Below are 23,716 nucleotides of genomic sequence, written 5' to 3' on the forward strand. Positions count from 1 at the left end.
GACGGAATGACGATGGAAAGACGTGACGCATTGAAAGCCGCCCTCATCGGCGGCGTGGGACTGACGGCAGGCGGGCTTCAGGGGGAAGCCGCTGCCGCCAGGGAGCCCGGGGCGGGCTATCCTCCTCTCCAGCCTGCCCCGGCTCCCGCACGCTGGCGGCGCGGGTTCGACAACCAGCGCATGTCCGACCTCGGCAATAGCACGATGCTGAACCCGGTGATCTCGGGCGACCGGCCCGACCCGGCCGTGCTGAAGGACGGGGAGGACTATTACCTCACCTTCTCCAGCTTCGATTCCTATCCGGGCCTGACGATCTGGCACAGCCGCGATCTGGTGAACTGGCAGCCGCGCAAACCGGCGCTCACCCGCAATATCGGCTCGGTCTGGGCGGTCAGCCTCGAAAAGCACAAGGGCCGCTACTTCCTCTACATTCCGGTCAAGGCCGATCCCAACGAGATCTACGTGATCTGGGCCGATCACATCGACGGCCCGTGGAGCGATCCGAAACCGCTGGGCCTCCACGACCACATCGACCCCTGCCATGCCGTGGGCGAAGACGGTTCGCGCTGGCTGTTCCTCTCGGGCGGAGACCGCGTGCGGCTGACCGACGACGGCCTCTCGCTCGCGGGCAAGGTCGAGCATGTCTACGATCCGTGGCACTATCCGGATGAGTGGGATGTCGAGGGTTTCTCGCCCGAAGGCCCCAAGATCCACCGTCACGGGGACTGGTTCTACATGCTCACCGCCGTCGGCGGCACGGCCGGTCCGCCGACCGGACACATGGTAATCGCCGCCCGCGCCTGCTCGATCCACGGGCCGTGGGAGCAGCACCCCGGCAACCCGCTGGTCCGCACCGAAAACCAGTCCGAAGCATGGTGGTCGCGCGGGCATGCCTCGCTGGTGGAGGGGCCGGACAAGCGCTGGTACGCGCTCTACCACGGGTTCGAGAACGGCTTCTGGACGCTCGGCCGACAGTGCCTGCTCGACACGATCGAGTGGACGCCGGACGGCTGGTTCCGGATGACCGGCGGCGATCTTTCGAAGCCGCTGCCGATTCCGAAGATCGCCAATCCGCTGCCGCATGGCATGCCGCTTTCCGACGATTTCTCGAAGCCGCTGGCGATGGGCTCGAAGTGGTCGTTCTTCCGCCCCGCACCCGATGAGGCCAGCCGCGTGCGCGTTTCCGGCGGGGCGCTGCACTTGGCCGGCAAGGGCCTTGCGCCCTCCTCCGGATCACCGCTGCTGCTGATCGCGGGCGACACCAGCTACCAGTTCGAATGCGATATCGAGATCCCGGCAGGCGGGACGGCCGGGCTGGTGCTGTTCTATGACGACAAGCTCTACGCCGGGCTCGGCTTCGACGAGGGCCGCTTCGTCACCCACCAATACGGCATGGAGCGCGGCCGCCCCGCCAATCCGCATGGCCGCCGCATGAAAATGCGTGTGACCAACCGCCGCCATATCGTTTCGTATCATACCTCGGGCGACGGCGGCGCAACGTGGAAGCGATTTGACCGGGGGATGGAAGTCTCGGGATACCACCACAATGTCCGTGGGGGGTTCCTCATGCTACGTCCGGGGCTATATGCAGCGGGAGAAGGCGAAGCCACTTTCCGCGATTTCAGATTCACTGCCCTGGATGACTGATGCATCTCCGCCCCTTGGCCGACTCACTGGCCCGCTCACTGGACCTCCACGCCGACCGCCTGTTCCCCGCTGGGCAGGCGCACGTTCCGGCCTGTAACCACGCCAGCAAGGCCTTTCGCCCGTGAGGCTCTCCAGCGAAACGCTCTCCCGCCTGTCCGACTCCGTCGCCCGGCCCGGCTATGACCGCAAGGCGCAGGCGGCCGGCATCGTCCATTTCGGCATGGGCGCTTTCCACCGCGCACATCAGGCCTGGTACACCGACCGGGCGATGGCCGCGGGCGACCGCGACTGGGGCATCGTCGGCGTTTCGCTGCGCTCCGCCAATGTCGCGCGCCAGCTCAATCCGCAGGACGGGCTCTACACGCTCACCGAATGCTCGGCCGAGCGCAACCGGATGCGGGTGATCGGCTCGGTCCAGCGGGTGATCGTCGCCAGCGAGGATGCCGAGGCGGTGATCGCCGCCCTCGCCGCGCCGGAAACCCGGATCGTGACGTTCACCATCACGGAAAAGGGCTATTGCCGCGCCGCCGACGGATCACTCGATCCCTTCCTGGCGCACCATGGCAGCATCTATGCCTTCCTCGAACAGGGGCTGCGCCGCCGCCGTGCGCAAGGCCTGCCCGGCCTAACCCTGCTTTCGTGCGACAACCTTGCCCTCAACGGCCGCCAGCTTGAACGGCTGATGGGCGAATATCTCGCCCGCCACGATCCCGAACTCGGCGCATGGGTCGCGGCAGAATGCACGTTCCCCTGCGCGATGATCGACCGCATCGTGCCCGCCACCACTGCCGCAGACCGCAAGATGGTGGCGACGCTCGCCCGCCTCGACGATGACGGTGCGGTGATGACGGAGCCCTTCACGCAGTGGGTGATCGAGGACAAGTTCGCCGGCCCGCGCCCCGCGTGGGAGAAAGTGGGCGCCGAACTGGTGTCCGACGTCGCACCTTACGAGGCGGCCAAGCTGCGCATGCTCAACGGCGCGCACTCGGCGCTGGCCTATCTCGGGCTCGAACACGGGCACGCCTTCGTCCATCAGGCGGTGGGCAACCCGGCGATTCGGCCGCTGATCGAGCAGATCATGCATGTCGAAGCCCAGCCGACGATCAAGGCCGCCCCGGCGCAGGACCTTCAGGCCTATGCCGACGCCCTGCTCGCCCGCTTTGCCAATCCGGCGCTGCAACACCGGCTGATCCAGATCGCCATGGACGGCAGCCAGAAGATCCCGCAGCGCTGGCTGGAAACGCTTGCCGCCAATCAGGCGAAAGGCAAGCAGTGCCCGGCGATCCTGACCGCGCTGGCCGCCTGGCTGCGCCACGTGCGCGGCGACAATTCTGCCAAGTGGGGCCCGGTGGACGATCCCATGGCCGTCCGCCTTGCCGACATCTGGCGCGAACAGGGCGTCAGCGGCACCCCGCGCGCACTGTTCGGCGAAGGCGGCCTGTTCGCGAAGACATGGACCGCCGGCGAGACCGATTTCAAGGCCCTGGCCGAGCGCCTCGCCCGGGCGAACGCCTGAGGAGCGCTAGGCCAGAACCGCCTGCCCTTCGGCCGCCAGACCGGCGACAAGGTCGAAGGGCGTGGTCTGGTAGATCTCGTTGATCCAGTTCGCGAACAGCAGGTGCGCGTGGCTGCGCCAGCGATTCTTCGGCTCTCGCGTGGGATCGTCGGCCGGAAAATAGCCGGCGGGAAGCTGGGCCGAACCGTCGCGGTGATACTCACCCGCAAGCGTGTCGCTGTCATATTCCAGATGATTGAACATGTGCAGCGCGCCATGGGCCCGATCGTCGACGAGACCGGCCCCGGTTTCCGCGCTGTCGGCCAGAACTTGCAGGTCCTGCACCTCTGACAGGGTCGATGAGCATATTTCCGTCCAGCGCGACACGGGAATGTCGAACGTGTCCGAAAAACCGCGAAGATAGGGCGAAGTGGGCGCGAGATTGCGGTGCTCGAACACGCCGAAGGCTTTGCGCGGCAGATTGTGCTTCGGCACCCCGTGAAAATGGAAAAGTGCGGCCTGGGCGGCCCAGCAGATCGTGAAGCAGCGATGCACGTGCGTCTGCGTCCAGTCGAAGATCGCGCGCAGCTCGGGCCAATAGGCCACCTCTTCGAACGGCATGCGCTCGACCGGGGCGCCGGTAATGATGAAGCCGTCGAACCGCTCGTTCCGCACTTCGCTCCATGGCCGGTAGAACGCCGCCATGTGATCGGCCGAAGTGTTGCGGGAAACGTGATCGGTGATCCGCACCAGCGTCAATTCGATCTGAAGCGGCGTTGCCCCCAACAGCCGGGCCAATTGGGTTTCCGTGCTGATCTTGTCCGGCATGAGGTTGAGCAAGCCGATCCGCAAGGGCCGGATATCCTGACGCACCGCGTCGGTCTCTCCCATGACGCGCACGCCCTCTGCCTCCAGGACATGGCGAGCGGGGAGTTGATCGGGTATCTTAATCGGCACGGCGCGTCTCTTCCGCTTACGGGATCGACGCTTTGTGGCTTGCTCCGCTTGGTTGCCGGCTGGGCCACATCCTCCTTGCGGAGTGCCACCTTGCCCGGATCGGCAGGTTGGCGTTGGGCGTCGCCCCAACTCTTGATGCTGGGATCCTCCTACGTTGCCGTGCCGCGTTTCGCAACGGGCAGTTTGTCATGTGAGGCAGAATCCGCGCCTGCGCGGGGGGGGGGGGGGGGAGCATGGTGTCGCTTTACCCGTCCGCCCTGCTCACCCCGAACCATCACCCACCCCGCTCATCCTGAGCTTGTCGAAGGACGTCGCGCCACGCCTCCGGGGCTTCGACAAGCTCAGCCTGAGCGGGTCTGAAGGGTTTGGTGAAGGAGATCGGATGAAGCGTCCGCGAGTTCGGATCCCGCTCCGATCATCCTGAACAATCACCCGCTCCGCTCATCCGAACCGTCACCCAACCCCGCTCATCCTGAGCCTGTCGAAGGATGTCGCGCCACGCCTCGGGGGCTTCGACAAGCTCAGCCTGAGCGGGTCTGAAGGGTTTGGGGAGGGAGATCGGATGGAGCGTCCGCGAGTTCGGATCCCGCTCCGATCATCCTGAACAATCACCCGCTCCGCTCACCCCGAACCATCACTTAACCCCGCTCATCCTGAGCCTGTCGAAGGATGTTGCACCACGCCTCAGGGGGCTTCGACAAGCTCAGCCTGAGCGGGTCTGAAGGGTTCGGTATAAGGAATCAGAGGAGCGTGGGAAAGTTCATGTCCCGCGCCAATCAGGCCGCGGCGTCTTTCAGCTTGCTGTCCTCACCCAGCGCATAGTTCGGCAGCCCGTCGAGCGCATGTCGCAGGGCCTCGCCCCAACTGTCCGAAATCGACTGATAGTAAGGATCGCCCGCCTCGATCCGGCGCTCGTGCAGCGGGGCGAACTTGTCGTTCTCCAGCACCAGCAGGTCCAGCGGCATGCCGACCGAGAGATTGGCCTTCACCGTCGAATCGAACGAAACACAGAGCAGCTTCACCGCAGCCTCGAACGTCATCGCGCGGTCGTAGCCGCGAATCAAGATCGGGCGGCCGTACTTGGTCTCGCCGATCTGGAAGAACGGCGTGTCGAAGCTGGCTTCGATGAAGTTGCCTTCGGGGTAGATCAGGAAGAGGCGCGGTTCCATGCCCTTGATCTGGCCGGCCACGATGATCGAGGCGCTGAACGTGCCCGAAGCCGCGTTCTGGCCATTGTCGGCCGCGCGTTCGGTGATGATGTCCTGAAGCAGGTTGCCGACGATCGTGGCGACCTGGAACATGGTCGGCGCTTCGAGCAGCGAATTGTGCCGTTCCGCCGGGGCCTTGTTGCGTTCCTCAAGCTGGCTGACCACCGCCTGCGTGGTGGCGAGGTTGCCCGCGGTCATCAGCGTGATGATCCGCTCGCCGGGGATGTTCCAGCGGTACATCTTCCGAAAGGTCGAAATGTTGTCGACCCCGGAATTGGTGCGGGTGTCGCTCATCAGCACGAGCCCGCGGTCCAGCATCATGCCCACGCAATAAGTCACACTACGCCCCGATCACATTCCGTTCCCCGCGTCCTGTCCTGTTCGGGGGAACGCGGCCCTCAGCCGCGCTGTTGTTGCTGCCCTCCGGCCGAGGACTGCTGTTGTTGCTGCTGACCTAGCACTTTCTCGCCCACCGACAAACGCACTTCGAGGCGGCTATCCCCACCTCCCATGGCAATGCCGGTCACCGGCGCCGCCTCGCCATAGTCACAGCCGGTCGCCACGCGGATATAGCGCTCGTCCGGGCACATGGCATTGGCAACGTCAAAGCCCACCCAGCCGAGCCCCGTCACATATGCTTCGGCCCAGCCGTGCCCGGCCTCCTGCTCCTCGCGGTCGTTCATCTTCAGGTAGCCGCCGACATAGCGCACCGGAATGTCGAGCAGCCGCCCGGCCGAGATGAAGGCATGCGCCTGGTCCTGACACACGCCCTTGCCCGCCGCGAGCGCTTCCTCGGCCGTGGTCTTCGCATCGGTGGCGCCGGGAACGTAGGCGATGCGCTCCGCCACCTTGCGCGACAGTGCGTGGAGGAATTCCAGCGGGTCGCGCGGATCGGCATCGACATCCTCGACGAGCGCGCGCACGCGCGGTCCGGCGCGGGTGAGCCGGGTCGGCCGCAGGAACGTCCAGAGCGGCATCAGGCCGGTATGGTTGCCGGTAATCCCGTTGTTGTCGCTGGTGCGCACGGTGCCCCGGCACTGCACGACCACTTCATCCGCGCCCGGCGCGATCGAGACCAGCGTGGTGTGGCTGTCATGATGATCGTGGTAATCCGCCTCGGTCCGGGCGCCGGTGAGGTCCATGATCCAGTCGACCACCTCCTGCCCATGCGTGGTCTTTGGCCGGAGTTTGAGCCGCTGAAGACCATGCGTGACCGGCGTGTCGAACGTGTAGCGGGTGGTGTGGGTCACGGTCAGCAGCACGGGACTGTCCCTTCTACTCGATGAAGCGGTAATCGGCGGCAATGGCCGCGCCAAGGCGGTTGGTCTTGCCGATGAAGTCCTGCAGGAATTCGTGCAGGCCGGTCTCGAAAATGTCCTCGATCGCGGTCTGATGGAGCGCCGCGCCGGTCTCCCGCAGCAGTTCGTGCGCCGAGGTTTCCTCGCCATATTCCTTGGCGAGCCCGGCCATGTTGCTGCGCAGCTTTTCATAGCAGAACACCAGACTGCGCGGGAACTGGCCGTCGAGGATCAGGAACCGGGCGATCCCGCGCGGGTCCATGGCGCCCGCGTTCAGCCACGAATAGGCGCGGTTGCCCGCCACCGAACGCAGCAGCGTGTCCCACTGCACATTGTCGAGGCTGGACCCCACCCAGGCCACCGAGGGCAGCAGCACGTAGTATTTCACGTCCAGAATGCGCGCGGTGCTGTCCGCCCGTTCGATGAAAGTGCCGATCCGCGCGAAGTTGAACACCTCGTTGCGCAGCATCGTGCCTTCCAGCGCGCCGCGTACCAAAGTGCCCTGACGGCGGATCGCGGTGAGCACTTCGCCCAGATTCGCCTCGCGCACCGGGCGCGAGAGCAGTTCGGACAGGATCATCCACCCTTCGTTGGTGGCTTCCCAGACCGAATTGGTCAGGCTGGTGCGGACCATGCGTGCATTCGTCCGCGCATTCTCGATCATGCGCAGGACCGAGGCGGGATTGTCCTTCTCGCGCAGCAGGTAGTTGAACACCTGCGGCCCGCCAAAGTCCGAATGGCGTGCGGCATAGTCGTCCACCTGCCCGGTGGTGGTGAGGACCGATTTCCACTCCTCATCCTGCGCATGCTTGTCGCTGCGCGTGAGGGCCAGGTGGAAACCCACGTCGATCAGCCGCGCGGTATTCTCCGCCCGCTCAAGGTAGCGGCTCATCCAGTAAACGCCGTTGGCAGCACGTCCGAGCATTATTCGTCCAGTACCCAGGTATCCTTGGTGCCGCCGCCTTGCGACGAATTCACCACCAGCGAGCCCTTTTTCAGCGCCACGCGGGTAAGCCCGCCGGGCGTGATGTCGATCCCGTCGGGAGAGACCAGCACATAGGGCCGCAGGTCCACATGGCGCGGCGAGAGGCCGGCCTTGGTGAAGATCGGCACGGTGGAAAGCGACAGCGTGGGCTGCGCGATGTAGTTATGCGGCTTGGCGCGCAGCTTGGCCTCGAACGCGGCCAGTTCCTTTTTCGAGGACGTGGGCCCGATCAGCATGCCGTAGCCGCCGGAGCCATGCACTTCCTTGACGACCAGCTCCGCCAGATTGTCGAGCACATAGGCCAGCGAATCGGGTTCCGAGCAGCGCCAGGTCGGCACATTGGGCAGGATCGGTTTCTCGCCCGTGTAGAATTCCACGATCTCGGGCATGTAGCTGTAGATTGCCTTGTCGTCGGCGATGCCGGTGCCCGGCGCATTGGCGATGGTGATGCCGCCCGAACGGTAGACATCCATGATCCCGGCGATGCCCAGCACCGAATCGGGCTGGAAGGTCAGCGGATCGAGATAGTCGTCATCCACCCGGCGGTAGATCACGTCGATCGCCTTGTAGCCGGTGGTGGTGCGCATGGCGACGCGGCCGTCCACCACGCGCAGGTCCCTGCCCTCCACCAGTTCCGCGCCCATCTGGTCGGCCAGAAAGGCATGTTCGAAATAGGCCGAGTTGTAGATGCCCGGCGTCAGCACTGCGACGGTCGGCCGACCCGATCCCTTGAAGGCGGGCGGCGCGCAGGCGCGCAAGCTGCGGGCCAGCCGGCGCGGATAATCGGAAACGGGGCGCACCGGAACCTTGGTGAAGAGTTCCGGGAACATCGCCATCATCGTCTCGCGGTTCTCCAGCATGTAGGAGACCCCGGAAGGCGTGCGGGCATTGTCTTCCAGCACCATGAAATCGTCCTCGCCGGTGCGGACAAGATCGATGCCGACGATATGGGTATAGACGCCGCCGGGCGGGGTCATGCCGATCATCTGCGGCAGGAACGCCACATTCTCACGCAAGGCATGGACCGGCAGGCGGCCAGAGCGGACGATTTCCTGACGGTGGTAGAGGTCCTGCAGGAAGGCGTTGAGCGCGCGCACGCGCTGTTCGATGCCGCGCGTGAGCTTGCGCCATTCGCGCGCGGTGATGATCCGGGGAATAAGATCGAAGGGGATCAGCCGCTCTTCAGCGGCCTCATCGCCATAGACATTGAAAGTAATGCCGATGCGGCGAAAGAAGCGTTCGGCTTCGCCATGCTGGCGTTTGAACCACGTCTTGTCCTGCGAATCGTACCACTGACTGAGATCTTCGTAGGCAGGCCGAACGGACCCGTCCGCGTTGAGCATTTCGTCGAAGTTCGTTCCGCCCGCAGCCGACATTGTGACTCCCTGTTGACCATGTGATGCAACAAGGATTCGCACTTGCCAAGCGGTTACGCTGCAAGTGCGAAGAAAAATTTTTACCCTGTGAGCGCCGGCCGGGAACTATTCGGTCGCGCCAGCGGCTTGCGGGGCAACTTCAAAGCGGCACCGGCCCGCTCTCTCACCCGACTACCCATCAGGGTACACTCGTGGGAGGTCGGGTGGGGGAGTGGGCCGGTGCCGCAAAATTCGCCTGCGGCGGATTTTCAAACAGACTCCAGCAAGCCGCGCTCGGTCAGATCCGCGCGCAAGGCTTCCGCGTTGTGGAAGTGATGGACCTGCCAGCCGAGCGAGCGGGCACTTGCGATGTTGGCGGCATTGTCGTCGATGAACAGCATCGCTTCCGGCGCATGGCCGAAGCGACGCGCGGCAAGGTCGTAGATTTCGCGGTGCGGCTTGATCAGCTTCTCATCGCCCGAGACCACCACATCGCCGAACAGGTCAAACAGCGGTTCGCTCGCGCGGTATTCGCGCCAGAACGTGCTGGCGAAATTGGTGATGGCGAACAGCGGCGTACCGCGCGCCGCAAGCTCGCGCACGATCTCGTGGCTGCCGGGCACATTGCCGGGAATCGTTTCGAGGAAGCGCGTGGCGTAAGCGTCGATCAGCGCGTCATGGCCGGGAAACTCGGCCTTGCGGGCGGCGATCAGCTCGCCAAGATCGCCCCCGGCGTCATGCGCGGAATGCCATTCCTCGGTGATGACCTCGGAACAGAACCAGTCGAGCTTTTCCGGATCGTCGATCAGCTTCGCGAACAGCGCTCCGCGCATGTCCCATTGGACAAGCACGCGGCCGACATCGAACACGACGGCTTCGACCGGCGCGGCATCTTGCGCTTTCGCGCGTTGATCGGACATGACAAGACCCCCGCTTGTGGCGGGGGTCTGCTGTCGTCGCGATAGACCGTCCGCCTTGTGGTCCCCGCCCATCGGGCAGGGACAGGCAGAACGAATCAGCCCTGGCGAGCCTTGAAGCGACGATTGGTCTTGTTGATGACGTAAGTACGGCCGCGACGACGGATCACGCGGTTGTCCCGGTGGCGACCCTTGAGCGACTTCAGGCTGTTCACAATCTTCATGGTTCGTCTCGTCTTGGTGGTTCGGCGGTTGTTCCAACAGCAACTGGGCCGCCGCCAGAAATTTGAAGTGGCGCCGTTAGTGCCAGCGGGTTGCAAAGTCAAGCGGGAGAGCCCATTCCCTCACCTCGAACTTGCCCCGAATGCCCGGGATCCGGCACCGTTTTGCGTCCATACACTCCGTTCATCGCGGGGCAATGGCAACGGCCGGATAACCTGAGAACGGGTGCGACCCAACCGATTCTTTCGGACACAAGAACACCGATGCACACGCTTAAAGCCGCGATTCTCGCCTCCGGCATGGTCCTCGTTCTCGCTGCGTCTTGCGCTCAGGCCCAACCCGGTTGGGGTGGTGGTTGGGGCTCGCGCTGGGGTGGCGGCTATGGTTCGGGATGGGGCGACCCGCTGATGGGCGGGCCGGTCGGTTCGCCTATCAACAACCGCAACAGCCGGGATCCGCGCGAAGGCCGCGTCGAAGTCAGCCGATTCGCGGCGCAAGGCCCCGAAGCGGGCGAACTGGGCCACGGCCCCGTCACTGTCAGCTCCGAATCGGGTGACGGCCCCTGGGTCGCCGGTCCCGAACGCGCGCGCTACGAAGCGGCGATCATCGACGCTCTCGTCGGCGCCGGTTACGACACCCAGACCAAGGCCGACACCGGCGGGCAGGACGTTCAGCTCAAGATCACCCGGCAGGTGCTCACCCCGGCCGAGGAGAAGCGCAGCCCGGTCAGCGGCACCGCCGCGATGGGCGTCAGCAATCGCGGCTCTGCCTATGGCCTTGCCGTGAATGTGGACCTCAGCAAGCCGCGCAGCGCGCTCATCAGCACCCGGCTCGACACCCGCATCGTCGACAAGGCGAGCGGCAAGGTGCTGTGGGAAGGCTATGCCACCATCGCCACGCGCGAAGGGGACAACAACTGGCCCGACGACCGCATTGCCGGCAAGCTGGCCAGCGCCCTGTTCGACGGCTTCCCCAAAGCGGACCCGGTTCCCGGCGCGGCTGGTTGAACGGCGCCTGATCGGTCTGGCTCCCGGCGACATGAAGGGTTATCGTGTAACCACTTAGCCGGAGAGCCCTGATGACCCGAAGCGCCCGCCCCCTCCTTGCCGCCGTGTTTCTTGCGGGTGCACTCGCGCTCGGCGGCTGCGCCGCGCAAGTCGGCCCGGTGGAGGTCACGCGGTTCATCGCGCCTGACGCTCCGGCGCTGGGCAGCGGCGTGATCCGCGTCGACGCCGGCCCCGGCCAGGACGCATCCAGCCTTGAATTCCGCGCTTATGCGACTGCCGTGGAGCAGGAACTGGCCCGCATCGGCTTCCGGCAGGCGCTGCCGGGCGAGGCCGCCTCCGATCCGCAAGTCGCCGTGCTGACAGTGGAACGGCGCGTGATCCAGCCGGGAAGTTCGGGCAGCCCCGTCTCGGTCGCGGGCCTTGGCAGCACCGGGACTTACGGTTCGGGCGTGGGCATAGGCGTGGGCATCAACTTGTCCGGCCGCCCCTCCGATCAGGTCGAGACACGGATGCAGGTGATGATTCGGGACCGTCCCGGCGGCCGCACCCTCTGGGAAGGCCGCGCCGCCTTCACGGTGAGTTCCAAGTCGCCGATGGCGCAAACCTCGCTTGGCGCGGCAAAAATGGCCGAGGCCCTGTTCAAGGGGTTCCCGGGCAAGTCGGGCGAAACTATCCTGGTGCAATGAGCAGCATCCAGATTCATTCCGCATTCGATTCCGGCAACATCGAAGTCCTCTCCACCGAAAGCACGTCAGCACGCCTCGCGATCCGGCGGGACAAGGATTCGGAGTTCTTCCAGTGGTTCCACTTCCGCGTCAGCGGCGATGGCATCGCCGGCAAGGAACTCGAACTGAAGATCACCGGGCTGAACGGTTCGGCCTATCCCGGCGGCTGGCCGAACTATCGGGCGCGCGTCACGGAAGACCGCCAGTACTGGGGCCTTGCCGACACATCGTGGGACGCGGGCGAGGACAACGGCACGCTGACCATCCGCTATACCCCGGTGGGCGACATCGCCTGGTTCGCCTATTTCGCGCCCTATTCGATGGAGCGCCACCACACCCTGATCGCCGACGTATCGAGCAGCGAAGGCGTGTCCAGCCGCTGCCTTGGCACCACGCTGGACGGCCAGCCGATCGACTGCCTCGAAATGGGCGAAGGCGCGCTGGAAGTCTGGCTCTACGCCCGCCAGCATCCCGGCGAATCGATGGCCGAGTGGTGGATGGAAGGCGCGCTGGCGGTGCTGGCCGATCCCACCGATTCGGTCGGCCGCGAGCTGCGCAAGCGCTGCCGCTTCCACGTGGTGCCCAACATGAACCCGGACGGCTCGACGCGCGGGCACCTGCGCACCAATGCCGTGGGCGTGAATCTCAACCGTGAATGGGAAAACCCCACCGCCGAAAAGTCCCCCGAAGTGCTCGCCGTGCGCGGCGCGATGGACGAGACCGGTGTCGACTTCGCGATGGACGTCCATGGTGACGAGGCGATTTCCGCCGTGTTCCTCGCCGGGTTCGAAGGCATTCCGGGCCTGCGCCCCGGCCAGAAGGAAGGTTACGACCGCTTCGGCGAGATCCTCGACCGCCGCACGCCCGACTTCCAGCGCAAGCAGGGCTATCCGGTCGCCGCGCCGGGCAAGTCTAACCTGACGATGTCCACCAACCAGCTGGCGGAGCGCTACGGCGCGGTTTCGATGACGCTGGAAATGCCTTTCAAGGACCACGACGACGCCGCCGACCCGTATCAGGGCTGGAGCGCCGAGCGTTCGGCCCAGCTCGGCCGCGACTGTATGGGCGCGCTGCTGGAGTGGCTGCTGGAGCGCGAAGGCAAGTAAGGATCTGGGGTAAGGATCAGGGGGCGGCTGGGATTAAGGCCGCCCCCTGATCCTCACACGGCGGACTCAATCAACGCCGCAACTATAAATTTCATTCGCGATGTTCCGGCCCCAATACTCACCGTCGCCCCCGCGAAGGCGGGGGCCCCGCTTTTCTTCGGTTTCACCCGGAGACGCGGAGACGCAGAGAAAACGGTGCGGCAAGATCCCTCTCCGTCTCCGCGTCTCTGCGTGCCCAAAAAGAACAAGCGGGATCCCCGCCTGCGCGGGGATGACGGGTGTGATGGGGCGGCGTTAAGGGCAGCGGCGGAGCGACCCAACTCGCGTCAAATCCCCGCCCACTGCCGTAGCGCCTCGCGCACGGCCAGATTCTCGTCCTGCGTCCAATGAGGGGTCATCGCCCCCGAAGGCACCAGCCCCAGCACGGTCTGGAGCATCATCCAGCCCGAAGCCCAATCGCCGCGCGTATCGTCGCAGACCGGAGACGCGCCCCAGTCCCGCGCCAAGCGAATCACCGAACGCTGCTGCGCGGCCGGGGCGTCCAGATCGCTCACCAGGAACGAGGCAAAGGGCAGCGGCTGACGCGGACAGGCGCCAAAGCGCGAAAGGCGAGGATCGGCGCCCGGAAGGTCCATGTTCGGCGGATTGACCGCAATCGCGCCCAAGACCGGGTTCTCAGGCCCCACGCTTTCGAATTCGACCCACCATGCCAGCGCCAGCGCGGCAATGTCGTCGGTCACGATCACCACCGGCCGGTCGGCGCGGCGGATCGCGAGGTTCAGCTTGTTGACCCAGGTGTTGCGGTGCGGTTCATCCCACATGCCCAGTTCGAGCACGCGGCAATGCTCGCTCCACTGCATCCAGCGCTTCATCCAGTGGCCATCGCGCAGCGGGCCGCCGGGAACCAGAAGAATGAGCGGCAGGTGGTCCTGCTCATGGGGATAGCGGAAGGTGGCCATCGGATTCTCCAGCGATGTTTCAGGAAATCCGCCGGTCGACTCTGTTTACGTCCCGACTGCCCTCACTATAATTCAACCAATTTGGTTGACAATAGGATTCCGACGAAACGACAGCCCGCCGCGCCGCTCCGAAATGGAGCGATGCGCGGGCTGTTCGCGGCCATCCGCAGGAGCGTCGAAATTAGAGGAGGTTAGCGGGCCCGAAGGCGTGCGGCAGCAGTTCGGACAGGCGCATCTCGATCACCCCGTCCTTGCCGTCGCACCAGACCAGCGGATCGGTGCCGCCAAGCTGCGCGATCTCGTTGAGGATCTGGCGGCAGCGGCCGCAGGGGCTCACCGTGTCGCCCTCACCCGGCGCGCCGGGAGCGCCGCCGGTCACGGCCACGGCTTCCAGCCGTCCGCGCGTTTCCGACGAGAGAATCGAGGCCACCGCGACCGTTTCCGCGCAGAGCGAAAGGCCGTAGCTGGCGTTCTCGACATTGGCGCCGGTCACCACCGAACCGTCTGCCATCAGCAGTGCGGCACCGACGTGGAACTTCGAATAGGGCGCATAGGCGCGGCTAGCGGCCTCGCGCGCGGTCGCGAGCAGGGCGTCGCGCTGCTCCGTGCTGAAACTGGTCATGGCTGCACCACTACCCAGCGCAGCCCCCCTTGCGCAATCTCGTTGGCGCGCGCGGCGTTGGCGGTCCACATCGCCCAGGGCCGCCCGGCATAGTCGGGCAGCAGGCGGTCACCGATCAGCCAGAGATTGCGGTCGAACTTCGCCGCCACCCGGTAGCGCGTCTGGAAACGCGGGCTGATCTTGAGGATCACTTCCTTGCCGGTGTGCGTCTCGATCTGGTTGATGAAGGTCATCAACTCGCTCTCGACCTTGGCGTCGGAGACCGGCATCGGGCAATCGTCGGCCAGCATGTCGAGGTCGATCGCGGGGGGCAGCAGGCGATTGTCGCGCGGTACCGTGGTGACGAAGTTGGCCGATTGCGCCTGCGCCGGCTGGCAAGGGTCGTAGCGATGGACCGCGCCGACCTGCAAACCCGCCGCCCGCGCCGCCGCGAAATTGGCCACGAAGCGCTGGTCACGCGCGAAGGCGCTGGCACTGGCATCGACATAGGCAAAGTCCACGCCGATCGCCTTCAGCGACTTCCAGTCGAAATCGCCGTCGTTCGCGCCCACTTCGACGCCTTGCACCGGGAAGGCCTTCCGCTCGGGCTGCCAGTGGCGCACGGTCCACCACGCCCAGCCGCCGCCGATCAGGGCAACCAGCAGCAGCGCGCCGAGAATGCGCCACAGCAGTTGCCTGCGCGAAACCGCGCCAGAAGCAGTCCTTGCCATCGTGAAGCCCCCTTCAGCCCCGGATATGCAGGACGCAGATCAGCGTGAAAAGCCTTCGCGCGGTTGGAAAGTCGGTTTCCACCTTGCCTTCGAGCCGTTCCAGCAGAAGTTCGGCGGCATTGTTGTGGATAGCGCGCCGGGCCATGTCGATCGTCTCGATCTCCTGCGTGGAGGCCTTGCGAATCGCCTGGTAGTAGCTTTCGCAAATCGCGAAGTACTCGCGCACCGGTCGGCGGAAGCGGGCAAGGCCCAGAACCATGGTCTCGATCGGCACCGCAGCATCGTCCGCGATATCCAGCGATAGCCGCCCGTCGCGCACCGACAGGCGCAGGCGATAAGGCCCCGCGAAGCCCGCGTCGAACGCGCGCACGGGCTTGAAGACATTGTCCTCAATGAGATCGAAGATCGCAATGCGCCGTTCCTGCTCGATATCGGCGTTGCGCCACAGGATGGTCGCCTCGTCGAGTTCGATATGCGAGATTCGCGGATCGGCCATGGTTCAAGGGCCTTTACGCGGTTGCGGCATAAACGGGCAAGCCCGCGCGAGAAGAAGAGTCTTTTGTTCGGTGCGCTCGTCACATCCGTGACGAGCTTGCGGCACCAGCCCGCTCCCCCACCCGTCCTCCCAGAGCATATCCCGTAGGGAGATCGGGTGGGGGAGCGGGCTGGTACCGCAGCCATTCGCCGATGCGAATGGCGCACCCAACAAAAAACTCCGGAGCGCCTCCTCCCCATCAACAGCCTGTGGATAGAAATCACCCATACGCGCGCTTGCTGGCCACCGGGCACTTGGGGCATTGTCAAATCCCTCATGTCAGAAGAAGCCCTCATCACCCGCGAGCCTGCGGTCCAAGCCCGCAGCCTGCCCTCGAACGTCGAAGCGGAGGCGGCCTTCCTGGGCGCCGTGCTGATCGACAACCGCGTGATCGAGGAGCTTCAGACCCAACTGGCACCGTCGCATTTCTTCGAGCCGGTCCACACCCGCATCTACGAGCGCATCCTCCAGTTGCTCGATCGCAAGGCCGTGGTCACCCCGGTCACCCTGCGCCCTTATTTCGAGGCGGATGAACAGCTTAAGGCGCTGGGCGGCGTGGCCTACCTCGCGCGCCTCACCGCAGACGGTCAGGGCCTGCTGGCCCCGCGCGAACTGGCGGACCAGATCTATGACCTTGCGCTGCTGCGCGAACTGATCTCGGTGGGCCGCAATCTCGTGGCCGAAGCCATGGACACCTCCGAATCGGTCGAGCCGATGGAGCAGGTGGAACGCGCCGAAGCCGCGCTCTACAAAGTGGCCGAAGGCGCCGCGACCGCCAACGAAGCCAAGAGCTTCGCCGTCGCCACCCGCACCGCGATCGGCGCCATCGAAAAGGCGTTCAATTCGGGCGGCCACATCTCGGGCAAGACCACCGGCCTCACCTCGGTCAACAACAAGATCGGCGGCCTGCACGATTCCGACCTTATCATCCTTGCCGGCCGTCCCGGCATGGGCAAGACCTCGCTCGTCACCAACATCGCCTTCAACGCCTCGGACCGGCTCCAGCGCGATCTGGCGGACGGCATTCCGGTCGAAAAGTCGGTGGGGGCCGCAACCGCGTTCTTCAGCCTCGAAATGAGCGCCGACCAGCTCGCCACGCGTATTCTGGCCGAGCAATCGGGCATCAGCTCCGAAGCGCTGCGCATGGGCAAGATCAGCCGCGAGGACTTCCAGCAGCTGTCCTTCGCCAGCCAGCGTCTGGCCGAACTGCCGCTCTATATCGACGATACGCCCGGCCTCACCATCGCCGGCCTGCGCACGCGCGCACGCCGCCTGAAGCGCCGCCACAACATCGGCCTCGTCATCATCGACTACTTGCAGCTGCTGCAAGGCTCGGGCCGCGCCACCGACAACCGCGTGAACGAAATCTCGGAAATTTCGCGCGGCCTGAAGACGCTCGCCAAGGAACTCCACGTTCCGGTGATCGCGCTCTCGCAGCTTTCGCGTGCGGTGGAATCGCGCGAGGACAAGCGCCCGATGCTGTCCGACCTTCGCGAATCGGGCTCGATCGAACAGGACGCGGACATGGTCTGGTTCGTGTTCCGCGAAGACTACTACGCCAAGGGCGTGGAACCGCGCGCGCCCGGCGACAACGATCCGCCAGACGTGCACGCCAAGTGGAACGAGTGGCGCGAACACATGGAGCGCATCACCGGCCTCTCCGAACTGATCATCGCCAAACAGCGCCACGGTGCCACCGGCAAGGTTCGCCTGCGCTTCGAAGCGCGGATCACGAAGTTCTCGGACCTCGCCGACGACGACATCCGCGCCACGTTCGAAAGCGACTGACCGGATGGCCGGGGACGAGCGGAACGTTCTGCTCCTCGCCGGCGGCAGCGGCTCGATCGGCAGCGCCATCGCCCGCCATGCCCTGATGCAGGGCTGGCAAGTCGCGCTGCATGGCCGCACGGCCGGAAAAGTGGAGGCGCATGTCGCCTCCCTGTCTGCCTATGGTAACGTTCAGGGCATTCTGGCGGACGTTACGGAAGGCGATGCAGCGCAGCGGATCGTCACCGCAGCCGCCGAGCATTACGGCCGGATCGATGCGGTGATCGACTGTATCGCCACGGGCCCAGCCGGTATCGCGGGCCTGTTCACCGACACTTCGCCCGCCGCTTACGGCAGGTTTCTGGACCTCTCGGTAGGCTGGCTGGAACGGCTTGCCCATGCGGCCTATCCCTTTCTTGCGGCGCGCGGCGGCACGCTGATCGGGCTCGTCTCCGACGCCGGAATCCACGCCGCGCCGCGCCAGACCCTGATCGGCGCCGCGCGGGCCGGCGCAATCGGTTTCCTCCGCAATTTCGCCATGGAAGCCGCGCGCGACGGCATTCGCGCGCATGCGATCTCACCCAGCTTCGTCGAAGGCACCGACAGCGCGGTCCGCATGGGATCGGAGCGGATGGCGAAAGCGGCCACGCGCGCCGGACTGGGCCTTCCCACCGCCGACGACATCGCCCCGCTCGCGCTGTTCCTCTGCTCGGAGGGCGCCCGCCGGATCACCGGTCAGGTAATCAGCGTGAACGGCGGCCTCAACGCCTGAAATCAGGCCAGCAACGCCGCGCGGAACCGGGCGAGGCGCAAAACCGCTTCGTCCAGCACTTCGGCAGGCTTGGTGAAGCAGAACCGCACCAGATGTCCGGGCGCCTGCTCGCCCTGATAGAGCGCCGAAACCGGGACCGTCGCCACCCCGGCCTCGACCACCGCGCGCTCGCTGAATGCGCGGTCGGGCAAGGCGATTCCGGATGCCGCAAGGTCCGCCGTGACGAACCATGTCGCCGCATTGGGCAGCACCGCGAAGCCCGCCTCGGCAAGGCCCGCCTTGAGCCGCTCGCGCGCGGCGGCCCATTCGGCGCGCTGTCCGTCCAGCACCGCATCCGGCAGCGAAAGCCCCTCGGCCACCGCCCATTGCAGCGGTACGGCGGTGGCATAAGTCAGGAACTGATGCGCGCGCGAGATGGCCGTGGCGAGTTCGCCCGCCGCGATCATCCAGCCGATCTTCCAGCCGGTAAGCCCGAAAATCTTGCCCGCCGAACCGATCTTGATCGTGCGCTCGGCCATGCCCGGATAGTGCATCAGCGAGCGGTGGGGCACGCCGTCGAAGCGCACGTGTTCCCAGACCTCGTCGCTCACGGCAATCAGGTCGTGCTCCACAAAGGCGCGGGCGATCATGTCCAGTTCGGCATGGCTGGCGACCGTCCCTGACGGATTGAGCGGGTCGTTGAACATCACCACGCGCGTACGCGGCGTGATCGTGGCGGCCAGCGCTTCGGCGGTGTAGCGGAAATGCGGCGGGGCCAGCGGGATCGAGACCGGCACGCCCCCGGCCCGGCGCACCAGCGGCGCATAGGCATCGTAGGCGGGCTGGAACAGGATCACCTCGTCCCCCGGACTGACGAAGGTGAAAACGGCCGCAGCCAGCGCCTCCGTCGCGCCCGAGGTTACCGTCACCTGCTCCGGCGCGAGCGCAAGGCCCTGATGCCGCCCGTACCATCCGCAGATCGCCTCGCGCAGTTCGATCAGACCCGCGCCCGGCGGATACTGGTTCGACTTTTCGTGCAAGGCCCGGCTTGCCGCCTCGATCAGCGCGGGCGGCGGCGGGCCATCGGGAAAGCCCTGCCCCAGGTTGATCGCGCCATGCTCGCGCGCCAGTGCCGACATGCGGTCGAACACGGTGCGCTCCATTTCCGCATAGACCGGGTGGATACGGCCAGCTGTCTTCATTCCCGGTACGGCTCCTTATGCGCTCATGGACAAGCCCGGCGCCGGTGTTTCGTGATCTGCATGGGCCGATGCGCTCGCTGTCGAGAAGCGGGCCCTCTCCGCTCCTACCTCGGACAAACCACATGGGAGAGCAAGAGACGTGTCCTACGAGCTGAACCGCAAGCTCGCCGCGCCGCGCGGGCCCCTGCCGACGAGTGCCGAAATCGACCCGGTAACCGGCGACATCATTCGCGGCGCGTTCGAAACGGTCTGTTTCGAGGCTGCGACCTATCTTGGCCGCGCCGCCTCCAGCCCGATCATCAACCAGTCGAACGAGCGCAATGCCGCCATCGTCGATGCCCACGGCCGCCTTGCCATGGGCGCGGTGGGCACGCCGCACCTGACTTTCGTCAACCAGATGGAGACGCGCTGGGGGCTGATGAATCAGGACCGTTACGACTGGGGACCGGGCGACGTCTTCCTGGGCAACGATCCCGATCACGGCGGCGGCCACCTGCCGGATTACTGCATCTACGGCCCGGTCTATGACGACAAAGGCGAGTTGATCTGCATCCAGACGCTGCAGGCGCATCAGGGCGACACCGGCGGCAAGGATCCGGGCGGCTTCTCGCTCGACGCCACCGACGTCTTCACCGAGGGCGTGATCTACCCCTGCCTCAAGCTGGTCCACCGGGGCGAATTGCGCCGCGACGTGTTCGATACGGTGGTGCGCAACAACCGCTTCGCGACTTTCGCAGGCGACATCGCGGCGATGATCGGCGGCGTGCAGCACGCGGTGCGGATGCTGGACGACCTCATCGCCAAGTCGGGCGGGGAGACGATCAAGGCGGCGATCAACCATTCGATCGAACACACCGAGCGCCGCGTGCGCGAGGAAGTGGCGAAATGGCCCGATGGCCGTCACGAAGCGACCGTCTGGATCGACCACGACACCGCGGGGACCAAGGACATCAAAGTCCTCGTCGCCTGCACCATCGCCGGGGACCAGCTGACCGTCGACCTTGAGGGCACCGACGACCGGCAGAACCTTGTCGGCGTGTGGAACACTTTCGCCAATTCGCGCAGCTACGTGATGTGTCAGGTGGTCGCGGCGATGGACCCGACGATCGTGAAGAACGAAGGCTTCTTCAACGCAGTCGATATCCTGATTCCCGAAGGCTGCATCGCCCAGCCGCCGCCGAACAAGCCCGCCGCGCTGGGATCGTTCCACCCGGCCTGCGAGATTACCGAGGCGGTCTGCATCGCGCTGTCCAATGTGGCGCCCGAACGGTCTCAGCCCCAGCTCTACAAGATCGGCATGCCCAACATGGTCGTCGGCTTCGACGAGAACGGCATGATGTGGATGGATCAGGGCGTCGACTGCCGATCGATGGACGTTTCGGCGGTGGAAGGACTGGATGGCTGGGGCTCCTGCCCCTCCGCGCTGGGCAGCCTGATCCTGTCCGAAGCGGAGGATGCGGAAAGCCGCTTCCCCATTCTCAACATCAGCCGCGAGATGACCACCGATGGCGGCGGCGCCGGCCAGTGGCGTGGGTGCCCGGGCTCGCTCAACGTCAAGCAGGTGCTGCGGCCGACTTCGGCGATGGCGTGGATGGTTTCGGCCGACCACCCCTTGCGCGGGCTTCGCGGCGGGGACGATGCGATCCCCTATACCAACCGCTTCGAGGTCGGCTCGCCCAACGAGCGCGCCATTCTCCACACCGCGCAGGACCTGCTGCCGGAGGGGGCGGTGATCGCCTACCAGCACGGCGGCGGCGCCGGGTTCGGCCGCCCGCTTCAGCGGGATCCGGAGGCGGTGAAGGAGGATGTGCTCGACGAGTACGTCAGTGTGGAGGCGGCGCGCGCGAAGTACGGCGTGGTGCTGACCGGCAGCCTCGACGACTATTCGCTGGCGGTGGACCACGCCGCCACCGAGGCGCTCAGGGCCGAAATGGCGAGCATGGCCGAGGCGGCGGAATAACGCGCAGATCCTCCCCTGCAAGGGGAGGTGGCAGCCCGCATGGCTGACGGAGGGGTATCCCCCTCTCGGTGTCGCACTTCATCGAAACCGCGACACCCCTCCACCACCGCTTCGCGGCGGTCCCCCTCCCCTTGCAGGGGAGGAACTTTGAAGACGACTTCCGGGAGTGGAAATGACATACCGAGTAGGCATCGACATCGGCGGCACCTTCACCGACTTCGCGCTCCTGAAGGGCGATGAGGTGGTGCTCCACAAGAACCTCTCCACCCCGGAGGACCGATCGCTGGGCGTGATGGAAGGCCTCGGCAAGCTGGCCGAGAAGGAAGGCCTGCCCCTCCCCGAATTCCTCAGCCGCTGCGAGGCGATCGTCCATGGCACGACTGTCGCCGACAACACCCTGATCGAGATGAACGGCGCTCTCACCGGCCTGATCACCACCGAGGGATTCCGCGACGAGATCGAATATCGCCGCGGCTACAAGGAGGATATCTGGGACGTCCGCCTCGAAGCGCCGCAGCAGATCACCCCGCGCCGTCGCCGCCTGACGGTGCCCGAACGCGTGCTGCACGACGGATCGGTCCACAAGGACCTCGACGAAGCGGCGCTGCGCGAAGCCTGCCGCAAGCTGCGGCTGCAGAACGTGGAGGCGGTGGCGATCTCGTTCCTGTTCTCCTTCGTCAATCCGGAGCATGAGCGCCGCGCCAAGGAGATCGTGCGGCAGGAAATCCAGAACGCCTACGTTTCCGCCAGCCACGAAGTGCTGCCCCGCGCGCCGGAGTACGACCGCACTTCCACCACGGTGGTCAACGCCTATGTCGGCCCGCGCGTCACCGGCTATCTCGAACGGCTGGTGCAACGTCTTGGCGAGGGTGGTTACCGCAACCAGCTGATGGTCATGCAGGCCTCCGGCGGGGTGATGACCAAAGACTATATCGACGGCGCGCCGATCCGCGTGCTCGCCTCCGGCCCGGCGGGCGGTGTGGTCGGGTCGGCTCATGCGGGCCGCGCGAAGGGCTGCCCTAACCTGCTCTGCGTCGACATGGGCGGCACCAGCTACGACATGGCGCTGGTGCTGAACGGCGAAGCCCCGGCCGAGGCGGGCTGGAACATGCACCACCGCTACCTCGTCGGCGTGCCGATGGTGAAAGTGGAAACACTGGGCGCGGGCGGCGGCTCGATCTGCCACGTCAACAAGGGCGCGCTGGAAGTCGGCCCGCGCTCGGCGGGGTCGGAGCCCGGCCCGATCTGCTACGGACGCGGCGGCACCGAGCCGACCGTGACCGATGCGCTGGTCATGCTGGGCATCCTTTCCACCGAGGAAGGCTTCGCCGGCGGCAGCTTCCGCCTCACCCGCGACGGGGTGGAGGAAGCGTTCCGCAAGATCGCGCAGGAACTCGGTCACGACGATGCGGAACGCGCCGCCTTCGACTGCTGGCGCGTGGTCAACGCCCATATGAGCCAGGGCGTGCGCCGCATCACGGCGGGCAAGGGCATCGATCCCAAGGACCTCGTGATGCTGGCCTATGGCGGAAACGGCCCCGCCTTCGCGGCGATTCAGGCCGAAGACCTTGGCATCCGCAGCGTGCTTGTGCCCAAGGCATCGCCCACCTTCTCGGCCCTCGGCACCCTGGTCGCCAATCCGACCATCGACGAGGAACGCTCCTACATCGCCTCCGCCTCGGCGCTGGATGTCGAACGCATCCGCACGCTGTGGAGCGAACTGTCGGACCGCGCCGCCTACTTCTTCACCGCCGCGCACTTCAACGCGCAGGACATCCGCGCCGATTACCGGCTCAACATGCGCTATCCGGGGCAGAACTTCTCGCTCTCGTTCGACTTCGCCGCCGATACGCCGCTGGGCGACCTGTCCTTTGTCGGAGAGGACTTCGCGGCGCGCGCGATCGAACTGTTCAACGCCCGTCACATGGCCGAATATGGCCACATCCGCGAGCATGAGGTGCCCGAAGTGTCCGGGGTCCGCCTCGCCGCCCATGTCGAGACGCCCTCTCCGGCCGCCGGCGGCGGCTTCACCCCGTCCGGAGCGCCCCCCAAGCCCGATCGCCATCGCCGCGCCAATCTCGGACAGGGCTTCGCGGATATCCCGATCTACCGGGGCAGCGACCTCGCGCCGGGCACGGAAATTCCCTCACCCGCCATCGTGGAGGAAACTTTCACCACTATCGTCGTCTATCCGGGTTGGACGGCGCAAGTGGATGCCGCCGGGGACTATCAACTGGTCCGGACATCCTGATTTACCGCAGCAGGCGGATGTCCGCCCCGGATTCGCA

The 23,716-nt window shown here is 65.8% G+C and carries 22 protein-coding genes and 1 riboswitch; of the genes, 10 read left to right on the forward strand and 12 right to left on the reverse strand.

The window, feature by feature from the left end; genetic code table 11:
* The first annotated feature begins 6 nt into the window (after positions 1–6).
* Genes AC1VVM_RS01185 through AC1VVM_RS01195 form a run of 3 tightly spaced genes read left to right on the forward strand, consistent with a single transcriptional unit; the run spans position 7 to position 3,163 of the window.
* Complete coding sequence (locus AC1VVM_RS01185; RefSeq protein WP_482955637.1) at positions 7–1,647, forward strand: family 43 glycosylhydrolase; 1,641 nt, start codon at positions 7–9, stop codon at positions 1,645–1,647.
* Positions 1,647–1,772 (forward strand): hypothetical protein, encoded by a 126-nt coding sequence (locus AC1VVM_RS01190; protein ID WP_482955638.1) that lies wholly within the window; start codon positions 1,647–1,649, stop codon positions 1,770–1,772. Before AC1VVM_RS01185 ends, AC1VVM_RS01190 begins: the two co-directional genes overlap by 1 nt.
* Positions 1,769–3,163 (forward strand): mannitol dehydrogenase family protein, encoded by a 1,395-nt coding sequence (locus AC1VVM_RS01195; RefSeq protein ID WP_132387350.1) that lies wholly within the window; start codon positions 1,769–1,771, stop codon positions 3,161–3,163. Before AC1VVM_RS01190 ends, AC1VVM_RS01195 begins: the two co-directional genes overlap by 4 nt.
* 6 nt (positions 3,164–3,169) lie before the next feature.
* On the opposite strand, the gene AC1VVM_RS01200 is transcribed toward AC1VVM_RS01195, so the two are convergent.
* The 7 genes from AC1VVM_RS01200 to ykgO form a co-directional block, all read right to left on the reverse strand.
* Entirely contained in the window at positions 3,170–4,099 is a 930-nt protein-coding gene (locus AC1VVM_RS01200; RefSeq protein ID WP_482955639.1) for a homoserine O-succinyltransferase, read from the reverse strand.
* A gap of 38 nt (positions 4,100–4,137) precedes the next feature.
* A riboswitch (SAM-I-IV-variant riboswitch) is annotated at positions 4,138–4,243 on the reverse strand.
* Between the two features lie 632 nt (positions 4,244–4,875).
* Positions 4,876–5,646 carry a proteasome-type protease gene (locus AC1VVM_RS01205; RefSeq protein WP_482955640.1) on the reverse strand — a complete coding sequence of 257 codons (771 nt, stop codon included), beginning with the start codon at positions 5,644–5,646 and terminating at the stop codon, positions 4,876–4,878.
* A 59-nt stretch (positions 5,647–5,705) separates the two neighbouring features.
* Positions 5,706–6,569 (reverse strand): transglutaminase family protein, encoded by an 864-nt coding sequence (locus AC1VVM_RS01210; protein ID WP_482904927.1) that lies wholly within the window; start codon positions 6,567–6,569, stop codon positions 5,706–5,708.
* A 13-nt stretch (positions 6,570–6,582) separates the two neighbouring features.
* A complete protein-coding gene (locus AC1VVM_RS01215) occupies positions 6,583–7,530 on the reverse strand; it encodes an alpha-E domain-containing protein (protein ID WP_132387358.1) in 948 nt (315 codons plus the stop codon).
* Positions 7,530–8,966 (reverse strand): circularly permuted type 2 ATP-grasp protein, encoded by a 1,437-nt coding sequence (locus tag AC1VVM_RS01220; RefSeq protein WP_132387360.1) that lies wholly within the window; start codon positions 8,964–8,966, stop codon positions 7,530–7,532. The genes AC1VVM_RS01215 and AC1VVM_RS01220 overlap by 1 nt, the downstream gene beginning before the upstream one ends.
* Positions 8,967–9,214: 248 nt before the next feature.
* Positions 9,215–9,865, reverse strand: coding sequence for an HAD family hydrolase (locus tag AC1VVM_RS01225; protein ID WP_482955641.1), 651 nt, complete (start codon positions 9,863–9,865; stop codon positions 9,215–9,217).
* Positions 9,866–9,960: 95 nt separating this feature from the next.
* Positions 9,961–10,086: a type B 50S ribosomal protein L36 gene (gene ykgO / locus AC1VVM_RS01230; RefSeq protein ID WP_029724010.1), complete on the reverse strand. Its 126-nt coding sequence runs from the start codon at positions 10,084–10,086 to the stop codon at positions 9,961–9,963.
* A 261-nt stretch (positions 10,087–10,347) separates the two neighbouring features.
* Between ykgO and AC1VVM_RS01235 the strand changes: the two genes are divergently transcribed.
* From AC1VVM_RS01235 to AC1VVM_RS01245, 3 genes are all read left to right on the forward strand, one after another.
* Positions 10,348–11,091: a DUF4136 domain-containing protein gene (locus tag AC1VVM_RS01235; RefSeq protein WP_482955642.1), complete on the forward strand. Its 744-nt coding sequence runs from the start codon at positions 10,348–10,350 to the stop codon at positions 11,089–11,091.
* A 71-nt stretch (positions 11,092–11,162) separates the two neighbouring features.
* A complete protein-coding gene (locus tag AC1VVM_RS01240; protein ID WP_132387366.1) occupies positions 11,163–11,777 on the forward strand; it encodes a DUF4136 domain-containing protein in 615 nt (204 codons plus the stop codon).
* Positions 11,774–12,922, forward strand: a complete 1,149-nt coding sequence (locus tag AC1VVM_RS01245) for a M14 family metallopeptidase (RefSeq protein WP_482955643.1) — start codon at positions 11,774–11,776, stop codon at positions 12,920–12,922. Before AC1VVM_RS01240 ends, AC1VVM_RS01245 begins: the two co-directional genes overlap by 4 nt.
* Before the next feature lie 326 nt (positions 12,923–13,248).
* On the opposite strand, the gene AC1VVM_RS01250 is transcribed toward AC1VVM_RS01245, so the two are convergent.
* The 4 genes from AC1VVM_RS01250 to AC1VVM_RS01265 form a co-directional block, all read right to left on the reverse strand.
* Positions 13,249–13,881 (reverse strand): RBBP9/YdeN family alpha/beta hydrolase, encoded by a 633-nt coding sequence (locus tag AC1VVM_RS01250; protein WP_132387370.1) that lies wholly within the window; start codon positions 13,879–13,881, stop codon positions 13,249–13,251.
* A 181-nt stretch (positions 13,882–14,062) separates the two neighbouring features.
* A complete protein-coding gene (locus AC1VVM_RS01255; RefSeq protein WP_132387372.1) occupies positions 14,063–14,503 on the reverse strand; it encodes a cytidine deaminase in 441 nt (146 codons plus the stop codon).
* Positions 14,500–15,213: a glycoside hydrolase family 25 protein gene (locus tag AC1VVM_RS01260; RefSeq protein ID WP_132387374.1), complete on the reverse strand. Its 714-nt coding sequence runs from the start codon at positions 15,211–15,213 to the stop codon at positions 14,500–14,502. The genes AC1VVM_RS01255 and AC1VVM_RS01260 overlap by 4 nt, the downstream gene beginning before the upstream one ends.
* A gap of 13 nt (positions 15,214–15,226) precedes the next feature.
* Positions 15,227–15,709 carry a UPF0262 family protein gene (locus AC1VVM_RS01265; RefSeq protein ID WP_132387375.1) on the reverse strand — a complete coding sequence of 161 codons (483 nt, stop codon included), beginning with the start codon at positions 15,707–15,709 and terminating at the stop codon, positions 15,227–15,229.
* A gap of 315 nt (positions 15,710–16,024) precedes the next feature.
* Here AC1VVM_RS01265 and AC1VVM_RS01270 point away from each other — a divergent pair, with 315 nt between their 5' ends.
* Positions 16,025–17,536 carry a replicative DNA helicase gene (locus AC1VVM_RS01270; RefSeq protein WP_132387377.1) on the forward strand — a complete coding sequence of 504 codons (1,512 nt, stop codon included), beginning with the start codon at positions 16,025–16,027 and terminating at the stop codon, positions 17,534–17,536.
* A 4-nt stretch (positions 17,537–17,540) separates the two neighbouring features.
* Positions 17,541–18,287, forward strand: coding sequence for an SDR family NAD(P)-dependent oxidoreductase (locus AC1VVM_RS01275; protein ID WP_482904931.1), 747 nt, complete (start codon positions 17,541–17,543; stop codon positions 18,285–18,287).
* A gap of 2 nt (positions 18,288–18,289) precedes the next feature.
* Here AC1VVM_RS01275 and AC1VVM_RS01280 read toward each other — a convergent pair whose 3' ends face one another.
* Positions 18,290–19,468 (reverse strand): aminotransferase, encoded by a 1,179-nt coding sequence (locus AC1VVM_RS01280; RefSeq protein ID WP_482955644.1) that lies wholly within the window; start codon positions 19,466–19,468, stop codon positions 18,290–18,292.
* Between the two features lie 139 nt (positions 19,469–19,607).
* Here AC1VVM_RS01280 and AC1VVM_RS01285 point away from each other — a divergent pair, with 139 nt between their 5' ends.
* Together AC1VVM_RS01285 and AC1VVM_RS01290 are read left to right on the forward strand one after the other, a co-directional pair.
* Complete coding sequence (locus tag AC1VVM_RS01285) at positions 19,608–21,428, forward strand: hydantoinase B/oxoprolinase family protein (RefSeq protein WP_482955645.1); 1,821 nt, start codon at positions 19,608–19,610, stop codon at positions 21,426–21,428.
* A gap of 172 nt (positions 21,429–21,600) precedes the next feature.
* Entirely contained in the window at positions 21,601–23,679 is a 2,079-nt protein-coding gene (locus tag AC1VVM_RS01290; RefSeq protein WP_482955646.1) for a hydantoinase/oxoprolinase family protein, read from the forward strand.
* Positions 23,680–23,716: the final 37 nt, after the last annotated feature.

The organism is Novosphingobium sp. BL-S-33, assembly GCF_056857025.1.

Bases quoted from the DNA above. Each gene is read 5' to 3' on its own strand.
- AC1VVM_RS01185 (WP_482955637.1), top strand. From the start codon at position 7: ATGACGATGGAAAGACGTGACGCATTGAAAGCCGCCCTCATCGGCGGC.
- AC1VVM_RS01190 (WP_482955638.1), top strand. From the start codon at position 1,647: ATGCATCTCCGCCCCTTGGCCGACTCACTGGCCCGCTCACTGGACCTC.
- AC1VVM_RS01215 (WP_132387358.1), bottom strand. From the start codon at position 7,530: ATGCTCGGACGTGCTGCCAACGGCGTTTACTGGATGAGCCGCTACCTT.
- AC1VVM_RS01220 (WP_132387360.1), bottom strand. From the start codon at position 8,966: ATGTCGGCTGCGGGCGGAACGAACTTCGACGAAATGCTCAACGCGGAC.
- AC1VVM_RS01225 (WP_482955641.1), bottom strand. From the start codon at position 9,865: ATGTCCGATCAACGCGCGAAAGCGCAAGATGCCGCGCCGGTCGAAGCC.
- ykgO (WP_029724010.1), bottom strand. From the start codon at position 10,086: ATGAAGATTGTGAACAGCCTGAAGTCGCTCAAGGGTCGCCACCGGGAC.
- AC1VVM_RS01235 (WP_482955642.1), top strand. From the start codon at position 10,348: ATGCACACGCTTAAAGCCGCGATTCTCGCCTCCGGCATGGTCCTCGTT.
- AC1VVM_RS01240 (WP_132387366.1), top strand. From the start codon at position 11,163: ATGACCCGAAGCGCCCGCCCCCTCCTTGCCGCCGTGTTTCTTGCGGGT.
- AC1VVM_RS01245 (WP_482955643.1), top strand. From the start codon at position 11,774: ATGAGCAGCATCCAGATTCATTCCGCATTCGATTCCGGCAACATCGAA.
- AC1VVM_RS01250 (WP_132387370.1), bottom strand. From the start codon at position 13,881: ATGGCCACCTTCCGCTATCCCCATGAGCAGGACCACCTGCCGCTCATT.
- AC1VVM_RS01255 (WP_132387372.1), bottom strand. From the start codon at position 14,503: ATGACCAGTTTCAGCACGGAGCAGCGCGACGCCCTGCTCGCGACCGCG.
- AC1VVM_RS01260 (WP_132387374.1), bottom strand. From the start codon at position 15,213: ATGGCAAGGACTGCTTCTGGCGCGGTTTCGCGCAGGCAACTGCTGTGG.
- AC1VVM_RS01265 (WP_132387375.1), bottom strand. From the start codon at position 15,709: ATGGCCGATCCGCGAATCTCGCATATCGAACTCGACGAGGCGACCATC.
- AC1VVM_RS01270 (WP_132387377.1), top strand. From the start codon at position 16,025: ATGTCAGAAGAAGCCCTCATCACCCGCGAGCCTGCGGTCCAAGCCCGC.
- AC1VVM_RS01275 (WP_482904931.1), top strand. From the start codon at position 17,541: ATGGCCGGGGACGAGCGGAACGTTCTGCTCCTCGCCGGCGGCAGCGGC.
- AC1VVM_RS01280 (WP_482955644.1), bottom strand. From the start codon at position 19,468: ATGAAGACAGCTGGCCGTATCCACCCGGTCTATGCGGAAATGGAGCGC.
- AC1VVM_RS01290 (WP_482955646.1), top strand. From the start codon at position 21,601: ATGACATACCGAGTAGGCATCGACATCGGCGGCACCTTCACCGACTTC.